Below are 13378 nucleotides of genomic sequence, written 5' to 3' on the forward strand. Positions count from 1 at the left end.
TTTATCCGATAATATAGGTTTATAGAGGGTGTTCTTTATGATATTTAATAACAAATATACTGATAGCAAGCAGCGTTTTGGAATAAGAAAATTAAGCGTAGGTGTATGCTCTGTACTTTTATCTACGTTATTTTTTATAAGTGGTAATCAAGTTAAGGCAGATACTACTTCACAACCTATTGTTGTTGATAGTAGTGCAAATCAGGTTAACACTAGTTCAAGTAATGCCCTAAATAACAATGAAAAAAATAAGCAAAATTCAGATATTGTGAAGCCTGATGATAATGCAACAGCAGATAAGCAAGCAGACAACACTATTAGCATACCTAAAGCTGATGAACAAAAGACAGCAGTAGACACAACAAACGCTACTAAACCTACAAGTACTCCTAAGCAAAACACATCTTCTACTAATCAAACAAAGCCAGCAGCTACCACATTAACAGCTACTGATAAACCTGCGGCAAAACAAGCCGCTGTTAATGAACAATTAAACTTTACTATCAATTTTTGGGATGATACTGATAATAAACTTCTGTATGCTGATCACTTAGTTAATCCTGGTAACGGAGGATACGATCCTATTAATTTCCCAGTGGGAACCTTCCCAAATGGAGTTGGAGTTAATGATTATCAATCGGTTTCAGTAACTGGTGTACCTCAAGGAGTAACTATTGCAGGCTCTTATTGGGTTTTACTTACTGATCCTAATTCTAATTGGTGGATTCCTAATTTTAAATGGACAGATGATCCACAAGTTATTGCTGCGCTGAATAATGCGGTTATCACCGTTCATGTGATTCATAAAACTCAAGAATCTACTGAAAACGCAACTAGAACATTAACAGTTAAACATATCAATGCTAATACTGGTCAAGCAATGGGGACACAGGCTCCTGATTCAGTTTTGAATGCATTTTATACTCGCACTAAAACTGTTGACTTAGTGACTAATACAACTACTTATAGTGCATGGCAATTAGACACTAGCAAAGGAACTAATGGTTATCAAATTGCTTCTGGTAATTGGAATTTGCAAGATTCAAATGTAATTAGTGCTGATAATCCAACTGTGAATAACTACACAATATTTGATCAAGGTGATTGGGAAATAGGATCAGATGGCAGCGTTTCTAATACACCGGCAAATGAGTTTACTACGACCTATAATCCAGATGCAACAAACTATGAATCACAATCAGTTCATACAGTTTATTATGCTCAACTTGAACAAGACCCTAGAACAGTAACTGCTAATTTTAAGATAGCTGGTGGTCCAAGAGACGGACAAGATTATGCACCTGCAGCACAAGTTATAATTTATTATAGTAAAACTCCGACTGCTTTTAAGACCAATGGCAGCACAGATTCAAGTAAATGGACAATTTCATACACTGGTTGGTCATGGGATAAATCCTTAGGTGACCCAGCTACACCGGGATTTCATGTGATATCTGGATCTTGGTATTTAGCTAATAGCACTAATATGACTTGGGGACCTAATACACCTGCAGGATCAGATCAGTATACTGAAGAAATTTTAAAATATGATGGTGGAAATACTTCAAATATATTTGGTGCACCAGCAGAATCGATGGCCTTTACTAGTAATACAGGTACTTGGTATTACCGTAATGAATTAACAACCTACTATGTTGATAATACAGAATTAAATAAAAATATTACTAGAACAATTAATATTACAAAACCTGGTGAATCCACTACAACAGAAACTCAAACAGGACAGATCAAGAGAACTGCGGCAATCAATGCCGATGACACAGGCGTTGTTTATAGTAGTTGGAACACTAGTAATTGGAATTCATATCAAATACCACAAATTGAGGGTTATACCCGAATAGTTACTCAAACTGTAAAAGGCGTAACGACCACTATTACTGACATCCCTGCTCAAACAGTTGATTTCAATACACCAGATGTAGTAATCGACATCAGATATACAGCTACAGCAACTGCGACTCTAACAGGAGCTGGAGTTAACACATATACAGGCAGAGCACTTACTCCAGATAATTTAGGTCAATTAAAAGTTAGTGTGACAGGTCCTACTGCAAATATTGACCCATTAACTCTAGTTCAAGGGGATGTTGAATTTTCAACTGATGGTATTACTTGGACAACTAGCCCGATTAATGCAGGTAAATACCAAGTTAGATTAACTACTCAAGGAATAAATGCTATCAAACAACACTATGGCAATAACAGTGTTGTTTGGGATCAAGATGGTCAATCAACTATTACCAGCAATGCTGCCTTTACGATTAATCCTTCAGCTAATGTCATAAGTGTATCTGGCACGCAAACAGCAACTTATTCTAATAATCCGGTTAGTGTAGTGTATGGCACAAAAGGCATCACTATTTCAATTAATCGAACACAAGATAATCCTAATGGTGCAGTTGCGGATATTACTAAGATTCATTTAGATTCAAATGATTTTCAAATTGATGCTCCAGATGGTCAAGCTATTAATGCAGGAAACTATAAAGTTACTTTAACTGATGCAGGATTGCGTCGTATTCAACAAGCTCTAGGTTCAAACTATACAATTACTGCTGATACTTCTACTGGTATCTTAGTAATTGAAAAAGCTAAAGCTGAAGTAACACTTGGTGGTAGCGATTCAATGACTTATACTGGCCAACCTGTAAATATCAATAATATTTATACTGATGGCAAGATTAAAGTAACCATCACTAATAATAATGATATTAGTAATTTTCCTACTACTTTAAATTTAAGAAACCATCCTGACTATCTTGACTGGTACACCCAAGCTGGTACTAAATTAGCTAGTGCTCCAACAGATGCTGGAACTTATATTGTTAAGTTATCTCAAAAAGCTATTAGTGCAATTGAAAATATGATTACTAATCCTGATTTAGTTGATGCTGATCTTAACAGTATTGATATAACTTATGCCAATACTGCTACCTTGACTATTAACCAAGATTCTATTACTACTACTATAAGTGGTCAGGAAGGTATGACATATACTGGCCAACCCGCACAATTTGACCCAGCTACAATTGAAAATTTAACTTTAACATCACAAGATAATAACTTAAATCCTATTGATTTAACTGTGCCAACTTGGACTAGTGCTGATTTTGATTGGTACGACGCAAGTGATAACTTGATTTCTGCTCCAACTAAAGTTGGTACCTATTACTTAAGACTAAATACCAAGGGACAACAAGCTTTAGCTGATGCAAATCCGAATTATTCATTTGTTAATGAAAATAATGCAAGTACAATTAATGGACAAATTGATTATTCAATAAATATGGCTGTAGCTAATGCTCAGCTTGTTGGCACTGCTACTAAAGATTATGATGGACAAGCATTCACTTTAACTGAATTAAATAATGACAATATTGGAGTTAAATTAACTTTCCCAGGTAGCACAGATACTAATGATACCTATAAATTAAAAGATGGAGATTTCACGTGGAACACTGTAGATGGTAAAGCTCCTGTTAATATAGGAAACTACACTATTACATTAACTCAAGCAGGTCTTACTAACTTGCAAAACTACATTAATTCAATTGTAGGAGCTGGTAATGTAATATTATCTACAGCTATTCCAAATACTACGCAAATTATCATTAACCCACAAGCAGTCGCAAACATTGTAATTAGTGGCAATCAAAATAAGACCTTTAATGGTCAAACTAGTGAATTAGATGTCAACAAATTAATAATTGATGGTGATGGAACAGTTGCTAATACTCCATTATCACTTACTGGGTTAACTGCAGCTGACTTTGATTGGTATGATGGAAAACAAAAGCTAGATACTGCACCGATTAATGCTGGAAACTATACTTTAAAATTAAATGCTATGGGTCTACAAGCTTTGCTTGCTGCAAATCCAAACTATAGTTTTGACACTAATGCAATAAACTATGAAATTAATTATGCAATTAAACAAGCTGAAGCCAATGCTCAACTTAGTGGCACTAATTCAATGGCCTATAATGGCAATTCTGTGACAATTAGTGACATTAACAGCAATGGTTCAACTATCATAGTCACAATTACTGGGATCAACATACCTGGCTTGCCAACTAACTTTAAGTTAACTGATAGTAGTTATTATCAATGGCAAGATTCAACTGGTAATCCAATTTCAGAACCAACTAATGTTGGAAAATACACTATTACATTGACTCAATCGGGAATAAATGCACTTGTTGCAGAAATTGATAAAGCAGAAGGTAAAGGCAATGTTGTAATTAATATCACTGGTCACGCTAGTTTTGAAATTAAACAAGAAATTGCTTCTGATGTTCAATTACAAGGCCAAATTACTACTATATATAATGGTTCCCCAGTTACTTTTAATCCAATAACTTCTGCTGCAGACTTCGGCTTTAATAATGTTACTGGGTTAACTATTCCAAATTGGACTAATGATGACTTTGAATTTGTTGATTCTAATGGTCAAGTAATTTCAGCACCAACTAATGCAGGGGTTTACTATATTCAATTAAGCAATCAAGGCAAACAAGCTTTAGCTGCCGCAAATCCAAATTATTCATTTGTTGATGTAGATGGTAATAGCACTATCAGTGGCAAGATCACTTACACAATTGATCCAGCTGAATTAGTAATTAATGTATCAAGTTCAGCTTCTAAAGTTTATGATGGAAAAAATGCTCAAATTACTCAAGATGAAATTGATAATGGAGAAGTTGCATTAACTTGGAATGGCAAAACTAATGAACCAATAGGGCTAGGACAAATCACATTGACTCCAGATGATTTTGAAGTAGTTGATGCAAATGGCAATTTGGTCAAACAAGCTAACGCTTCAATGCAAGGTGACACGCTAGTTGAAGGTAAAAAATACACTGTCAAATTAACCGCTGCAGGGCTTGCTAAGATTAATGCCTTAACTGGTGCAAATAACTATAAGATTAATGTAACTGAATCTGGTAAATATCTAATTTATGCTGTAGCTGCGCAATTGACTGTAAGTGGTATGCAAGAGACAGCATATGGAACAGTCTTACCATTTGATGTTAACCAATACACTGTAACTTTAAGTAACTGGAAAGATACTACTAAGCCTGCTCCAAAAATTACTTTGCAAGATGGTGATTTATATATTGAAAACTATGCTGGCACTTTACCAACTAATGTTGGTTCATATAAAGTTTTAGTAACAGATCAATTATTGGATAGATTACAAAAAGATTATCCAGACTATGATTTTAGTGGCTTGAAAGACTTGGTATTGAGTTTATATGCTGCAGGAAATGGTGATAGTACTAGTTCTGATCCATTGCATACACCTGCTGTTTATGAAATCGTCCCAGCTGTTGCTACTGTGACAATTAACGGAGTAGAGCATATCAAATATGGTGAAACACCAACAATCAATTATGGCAGCGATAATGGCTACACTATTTCAATTACCGCACCTATGAAAAATGCCACTGAAAGCAATCCAGCTGCTCCAATTTACACTAATGTTACCTTAACTGATGGTGATTTGGAATTTGTAACTGATCCAACTAATATAGGTTATTATAGTGTTAAGTTGTCTAATCAAGGATTAGCTAAGCTGCAAAGTTTAATCGGAAGTACTAACTATAATTGGGATCAAGCTGAATTAGCAAAGGCGACATTTGTTGTTGATCAAATGCCAGTTGATATTTCAATTAGTGGTAATCAGTCAGTAACTTATGGCACAAGTCAATGGTTAAATACAATTAAGAATAATCCTAATGGTTATACTATTTCAGTAACTACTAAGGATGGAACTGAATTAACTTACCAGGCGAAACAAGGTGACTTAGTCTTTAGTCAAACTCCAGGGGATGTTGGAACTTACCAAGTTAAATTATCTAGTCAAGGTTTGCAAAATATTGAGCAAGCTTTAGGCAGTAACTACAATTATCCTCAATCAGCTAATGCAGTATCAGCTAGCACATTTACTGTAAATCAAGGCCAAATAACTGTTATATTGAATGGTAGCGATCAAAAGACATTTGATGATAAACAAACTAAACCTAGTGATTTAGATGCAAGTAAATACAACTTAACTTACTCAGTCACAATTTATGCACTAGATGGCACTAGCAAGACTTTAACTTTAACTGGTGAAGATTTGCAATTTGTTAACGCAGACCCAATGAATGTTGGCACTTATCAAGTTGAACTATCGCAAATAGGTAAAGCTAAATTGCAAGCTTTAGATGGCAATAATGGTGCAAATTATAATTGGACATTTACTAGTGCTGCAAGCTATGACATTTTAGAAGCTACTAACGCACAAGCTACACTAAGTGGATCTAATCAAATGATTTATACAGGTAAAATTGCAACACTGGGTGATCTAAATAATGGTGGCACAATTGAAGTTACATTAACTTTCCCAGGTAGCATAGATACTAATGATACATATAAATTGCTAGATGGTGATTTCACGTGGAACACTAAAGATAATTTAGCTCCTACAAATGTTGGTGATTATACAATTACATTGACTAATGCTGGTCTTACACATTTGCAAAATGTAATAAATCAAGCAGTAGGTGTTGGTAATGTCAAATTATCAGCTGATCAATTAACAGGTTCTGCAAGCTTTAAGATTATTGCTGCAAAAGCTACTGCAACATTTAGTGGTAGTGACAGTAAAGTCTATAATGGGCAAGCAACTAGTGTTAGTGATGTATTAAATAAAATCACTTGGACTGCACCTAATTTAACAATTCCTACACTTACTAGTGACGATTTTAAATGGATAAATGGATCTGATCCAATCAACGCTGGAACTCATCACTTACAATTAACTGCTAGTGGAATTAATAAGATTAAAGCTGCAAATCCAAATTACAGCTTTGCCCCAGATGCAATTAGTGGTGACTTTACTTATACAATTAATGCAGCACATGGTGCAGCTGTTCTTAGTGGATCAAATTCAAAGACTTATGATGGGGAGGCAGTTAGTGTATCAGAAATTGATAGTAAATCAGGCAACATTATTGTTCATCTGAACTTCCTAGGTGGTACAGATGATACATTTAAATTACAATCAGGTGACTACACTTGGAATACTAAAGATGGGGTGGCTCCTGTAGATGTTGGCAATTACACCATTACTTTGACTGATGCAGGAATAGCACGTCTCCAAGAGATAATTAATCAATCTGCAGGTGCTGGAAATGTCTTATTAAGTGGAAATACTGGCAATGCAAGTTTTGAAATTAAACAAAAAGATTTAAGTGTTACTCTGGGTCAAAAACCAAACTCCAATATTGGTAAATCTTATGATGGTAATCCTGCAAGCTTTGATCTAAGCACTGGGCAGTTAACTGCAACAGGTCTAGTTGCTGGTCAAAGTCTAAATACAGCTAACTTAACTGCTGATGATTATTCGTTTGTAGATAATAAAGGCAATATTTTGCCAAGTGCACCAGTAGATGCTGGAAATTATGGCATTAAGTTAAATCAAAAGGGATTAACTCAACTTCAAAAAGATAATCCAAACTATAACATTACTGAAAGTGGAATAATTAACTATACAATTACTCCTGCTGAATTAGCTGTAACAATTGAAGGCAGTCAAGAAAACACTGTAGTAGAAATTAATAATGGCAATTTCGCGATTAATAGTTCACTTAAGCTTAATATCCCAGATGGATTAACATATGAGTTAGTTGGGGTTCCTAATAAGTCAGGAAGTTATTCAGTTGTTTTAACTGATGATAGTCTTAAGAAATTAGAAGACGCAAATCCAGATTATGATTTTAAGATAACTTCAAATGCAATCTTTTATTTAGATGCAACTGTGACAATTATTTTTGAAGATAATAATAATGCACAAGTTGGTAAAACAATAACTGAATATGGTGTAGCTGGTGATACGATCCATTTGAATTTAACTATTCCAGAAGGTTATCAATTAGCAGATGGGTCAATTCTTCCAACTAGTTATGTAGTTGGTCAAGATTTACACCAAAGCTTAATTATTAAATTAGTTCCAATAACTGCAGGTACTACACCACCATCAGAAAAACCTGGAGAATCAAATAAACCAGGTGAATCTGGTAAGCCATCAAATCCAACTACACCACCAACTAATACTGGTGAACCAAATAATGGAACTTCTAATGCTGATCATTCAATGCAAGATAGTAAACATAATTCAACTAGTGTAATTCCGCACGGTGTTAGTTATATAGAAAATAATGTTGAAAATAAGCAGATGAATAATAATAGAGTTAGAACTAAGCAAAACAAATTACCACAAACAGGTAATGCTGCTAATGAATCATTAGGATTGATTGGAGCTTTGCTTTCAGGGCTAGGTATATTTAGTTTGTTGGGTGTAAAAAAACGCAGAAAAGATAAGTAACAAAAGATAATAAAAGCTCTCGAATTGATTTCGGGAGCTTTTTAGTGCAAAAATAAAAACCATATTTTGAAATATGATTTGATTTTATGTTAATTTTTATAACTTCAATTCAATAATTATCCATCCTAAAATAGTTAAGATAATTAACCCAATAAATTGCATGCAAATCCATTCTTTGAAAAATCTGCTGTTTTTGACAGTTGCATTTTCATTAAAGGTCTTAAGCACTAGCATATTAGCCATTGATCCTACAGGCGACCCAAAGCCACCAATATTTGATCCTAATAACAAAGCTTTAGAATAAGTTGTAAACTTACCTACTAAGATAGTAGAAGGTACATTACTCATGAATTGGGAGGAAACAATTGAAGTTAAATATGCAGCAACTTCTGAGTAGACAGTACTATGAATTAAATTAGTGATAAATGGAATCTGTCTAATATCACTAACAAAAATAAAGAATCCTGTGAATGTCAATAAAAGTGAATAATCAAATTTCAACATAATTTTGGGATTTATAAATAATGCTAGTGCAATTGCCACAATTGCTGGCCAATATCCTGGAATTACTTGGAAAATACCAAAGAAGAAAAAGATAAATGCCAAAATCGCCATAATAGTTGGTGGCCAGCTTAGTTTAACTGTTTGAGTGGCAGCAGTGGGGATGTCTTCTTTTTTTACCAAGAAAAAAATCCCACATAATAACAATAAAGCTCCAATTAAGTAAGGAGTTGACCACTTAAAAAATGTTAATGGTTGCACATTATAATGACTGACAATAAAAATATTATGCGGATTCCCCCATGGAGTGAATGCTGCACCAATATTTGCTCCCATACCTATTAGTGTGACTGGAACTATTTGTGGCAGCTTATATTTCTTTGCAATATTTAAATATAGAGGAACCAATGTTAAAACTGTAATATCATTAGTCAAAAACATTGCTGATATTACCGCCAAAATAGTAAACATAAAGGTCAATTTGCGAGTGTTATCTGCAATGCTAGTCAATTTATAGGCGAGAATATCTAAGACATGCAGATATGCAAAAATCTGAATTAATGTGAGCATGGCCGTAATTGAATATAAAGTATGGAAATTTATATCTTGAATGTGCGGTCTTGCAAAAAATAAACTAATAATTGTAATAATGATCGTTATTTGTAGGATACGATCTTTAATGATATTTTTTAAGACGGTCATAAAAATCCCCCTATATATATAATCGCCTTTAATCATTTTGAGCTTTTTTGCGTTAGTAATCAAACCTTTTTTGTGATAAATATAGTTAGAATTCAAAATTTAATAAAATAGTTACAATTTATAAGTAAAACTGCCAAATTTTCAAGAAGTGTCTATTATTATACTTAACTTATACAAGCATTTTTATTGACTAAAAGTAAGTATGCTTTTAAGATATAAATTAATTAAAGACGTTATTTATTAGGAGGATAATAATATGACTGATCCAATTAAAATGAACATAAAACCAGAAGCACAAGAATTATTGAAAAAGCATGTTAAACCAGGACAAATAGTACTTCTAGCCTTAGATGATGGGTCAAATAAATATTCTAATTTGGGTGGTACCTGTAAGATAGGTGCTGATTTTCAATTTGTTATCTTAAATCAAAAAGATCCTAAATTTGATATCAAAGTTGAAAACAATGCAGGATTAGATATGTACACATCTAAAGATGAATTAACATTCTTAACAGGTACCTTAGTTGTTAAGGCAAGAAATGCTGTATTATCATTATCTGATGATTCAGGCTTAATTGATGGTGCTTGCGGTATTAATGAATTTAAATTAGAAAAACTTACCAAGCAAGAAATGATTTCTGGAAAAACTTGCTAAGATTTAACTTGAAAGTTTTCAAAGACTTGAAATTAATTGCATACTAGTGTTACAATTATACAAGATTTTCGAAAATTTGAGAGGAAGATATAGACATGTCAAGAAATATCCATACCGGTATTAATCCTCACCGTCGTCCTAAGAATAAAGTAAATATTAAGGCTGGCGTTAAGAGGATTGCTGAAGTTGTTGAATACTTAAACAAAGCAGCATTGGATGAAAACAAGTAATTCAGTGATATAGATAAGATGTTGATATTTTCAGCATCTTATTTTTTTGCAATAAGAAAACAAATTTGATATTATAGTAAAAATTTTGAGAAAAAATAAAAGAGAGGGGAAAATTTAATGGGATTACATGCATATATTCAAGGATTAACAAGCTTAGAGTCGATTGATCGAGCACCAGGGTATTTTAAATACCAACACCATTCAGTGGCAGATCACAGCTTTAGAACTGCAGAATTAGCTCAAATGATGGGAGATATTGAAGAAGTTAGTGGCAATAAAGTTAACTGGCGCGCCCTTTATGAAAAGAGTCTAAATCATGATTACACTGAACGATTTATTGGTGATATTAAAACCCCAGTTAAATATGCGACTCCTGCTTTGCGCAAGATGATTGGTGAAGTTGAAGAGAGTATGACTGAAGAGTTTATTCAAGAAGAAATTCCAAAAGAATTTCAAAAAATCTATCGTAAACGCCTAAGTGAAGGAAAAGATGATACTCTAGAAGGTAAAATCCTCTCAGTAGTAGATAAGTTAGATTTACTTTATGAAGCTTATGGTGAAATTGAATTAGGGAACCCAAACCCTGTTTTTATGCAAATGTTTAGAGAATCACTAGAAACAATCAAAAAGTTTGATGAATTAGCCTCAGTAAAATACTTTATTAAAAAGATTTTGCCAGATTTATTTAAGGGTGATTTTGCTGGAAAAGATAAAATGCAAAAAATTGCCTTTAGTATCTTAGTTGAGGAAAACTAATGAAATTCCAATGTGCTTCATGTGGATTGAGAATTGATTCGAGGCATTTTAAACAAAAAGGATTAATTAACCCCAAATTAACTAGCATATGTGATATATGTATTCAAAGACAGTTAAATCCTGAAGATTATCCAAATAATACTGTTCAGATTTTTGCTCAAACGCTGTTATATACATTCATCGGGCAAAATGCTAAAAAAGAAAATGATCATTATATAGTTAAAAGTGATAAGCGTAAGAATTATGAATCATTTATTCAAGACTATGATTTAAATGCAGTTGCTTTAAGCCAAATTGATCGACATGAATTTAATCAAAAAATAATTGATAGTGAAGATCAAAAAATAGATTTTGTACCTCAAAATAATTTGAATTTTGAGCAAAATCTAAAAGGATTAGGATTGCAGATAAATTTTCATTTAAATGAGGTTGACTATATTGATCGCGAACGTATCAGGGCAAAATATAAATACCGCTGCCAATATTGTGGGCGCAAAGGCACTAGTGTAGATCATAAAAATCCTGTGTCAATGTCTCATGATAATAGTTTAGATAATCTGACTTTATCATGTGCTGAATGCAATCGAATCAAGGGTGATATGCCTTATGAAGTTTTTGTAAATCTAAATAATCAGTTAGTTGAGATCAATAAAAAACTAGTCAAATATGAAAATACAATTGGCAGTTTGAAAGAACAATTTCAAGATAAAAGAAATATGTTAGCTGCTAAAGTACATCTAAAAGGAGTAGTTGATGACCCTGAATTGCAGAAGATTAGAAAAGAAAATAAAAAACTGCAAGATGCAATTGATAGTATTCAAAGTGATTATGATGATTTAAGAAAAACTAGAAAACAATATATTGAAACAGGCTGGAAACTAAAGCAAATCCAAGCAAAACCAGATATTATATAAAAATAAGCCTTCTCTTAGAAAATTAGGAGAGGGCTTGTTTTTTAGCTTTCTTTTTTAATAAAATAATTCAAAATAAATGGTGATAAAATTGTTACTACAATAATCACAACGATAATACTCGCATAAATATTTTGTGGAAATAAATGGTGAGATATTCCAATTTGGGCAATAATTAATGCCACTTCTCCTCGCGAGATCATCCCAGCCCCGACAATACTAGCTTCTATTTTATTAAAACCAAATGCCTTAGCACTAATTTGACCTGACCAATATTTTGATAATACAGCTAAAACAGTCAAAACTAAAATAAAACCAAGATTATTCCATAAATTTGCAAAAGTCATTGATAAGCCAATGTCTGCAAAAAAGACAGGGATAAAAACAGAATAGCCAATTATACTAACAGAACTATTAACTTCTTTAAATTGAGGAGTTTGTCTGATCGCTAATCCTCCAAAAAACGCTCCAACAACCCCACTTAAACCAATCAAGTCTGCAAGCCATGCTAGTGATAATGCTAAGGCAAATGAAGCAATAATTACTGAATAATTGACTGCTAATTTTTGGGCTAGGTTCATAAAAGCAGGAGCGATGTATTTATGTATTAGCCAAATAAAGGCAAAGAATATTAGTTGAATCAATAAATCTAAATAAAAATTACCTGTTAAACTGCGATTGCCTTCATGACTAAAAGTCGTAAATAAACTTAAAACTATGACTGCTAAAATATCATCCACTACTGCAGCTCCTAAAATTGCAACTCCGGCTCTGGATTGTAATTTATTGCTATCTTTTAATACCTCTACAGAAATTGAAACAGAAGTTGCCGCAAAAATGATCCCAATAAAGACAGCTTCCCAAAACTTAATTTGGAATAATAATAAAGCTCCACTAATAAAAATTACTGGCAACAAAACACCAATAGCAGCTATTGTAAAGCTTAGTTTAAAGTATTTTTTTAATAAATCTAGATCGCTTTCAAGCCCAGCTAAAAACATTAATAATACAACTCCTAATTCAGAAAAAATAGAAATTATATTGCTAGAGTGAACAATTGCTAAAATTGCAGGACCTAAAATGATCCCAGATAATAATTGCCCAATTACACTAGGCATATTAAATCTTGCAAATAACTGTCCTAATAAAGTTGTTGTAATTAAAATTATGATTAATTCACCAATAAAGTGCATTGCATCTTCCTTTCGTAAAAAAACAAAAAAACTTCCAA

The 13378-nt window shown here is 33.0% G+C and carries 7 protein-coding genes; 5 read left to right on the forward strand and 2 right to left on the reverse strand.

What is annotated here, in order from left to right; genetic code table 11:
- Positions 1 to 37 precede the first annotated feature (37 nt).
- On the forward strand, positions 38 to 8392 hold the full coding sequence (locus AC38BG_RS02285; RefSeq protein WP_489937552.1) for an MBG domain-containing protein: 8355 nt from the start codon (positions 38 to 40) through the stop codon (positions 8390 to 8392).
- Positions 8393 to 8488: 96 nt separating this feature from the next.
- Here the strand turns inward: AC38BG_RS02285 and AC38BG_RS02290 are convergent, their stop codons facing one another.
- Entirely contained in the window at positions 8489 to 9595 is a 1107-nt protein-coding gene (locus tag AC38BG_RS02290; protein ID WP_489937553.1) for an SLC13 family permease, read from the reverse strand.
- A gap of 256 nt (positions 9596 to 9851) precedes the next feature.
- On the opposite strand from AC38BG_RS02290, the gene AC38BG_RS02295 reads away from it, so the two are divergent.
- The 4 genes from AC38BG_RS02295 (at position 9852) to AC38BG_RS02310 (ending at position 12150) form a co-directional block, all read left to right on the forward strand.
- A complete protein-coding gene (locus tag AC38BG_RS02295) occupies positions 9852 to 10250 on the forward strand; it encodes an iron-sulfur cluster biosynthesis family protein (protein ID WP_489937554.1) in 399 nt (132 codons plus the stop codon).
- A gap of 95 nt (positions 10251 to 10345) precedes the next feature.
- Complete coding sequence (locus AC38BG_RS02300; protein ID WP_489937555.1) at positions 10346 to 10480, forward strand: hypothetical protein; 135 nt, start codon at positions 10346 to 10348, stop codon at positions 10478 to 10480.
- Between the two features lie 117 nt (positions 10481 to 10597).
- Positions 10598 to 11236, forward strand: coding sequence for a YfbR-like 5'-deoxynucleotidase (locus AC38BG_RS02305; protein WP_489937556.1), 639 nt, complete (start codon positions 10598 to 10600; stop codon positions 11234 to 11236).
- Entirely contained in the window at positions 11236 to 12150 is a 915-nt protein-coding gene (locus tag AC38BG_RS02310; RefSeq protein WP_489937557.1) for an HNH endonuclease, read from the forward strand. Before AC38BG_RS02305 ends, AC38BG_RS02310 begins: the two co-directional genes overlap by 1 nt.
- A 41-nt stretch (positions 12151 to 12191) precedes the next feature.
- On the opposite strand, the gene AC38BG_RS02315 is transcribed toward AC38BG_RS02310, so the two are convergent.
- The gene (locus tag AC38BG_RS02315) at positions 12192 to 13340 is read right to left on the reverse strand and encodes a cation:proton antiporter (RefSeq protein ID WP_489937558.1); all 1149 of its coding nucleotides are present in this window, start codon (positions 13338 to 13340) and stop codon (positions 12192 to 12194) included.
- Between the last annotated feature and the right edge of the window lie 38 nt (positions 13341 to 13378).

It is taken from the genome of Lactobacillus sp. M44 (genome assembly GCF_058130005.1).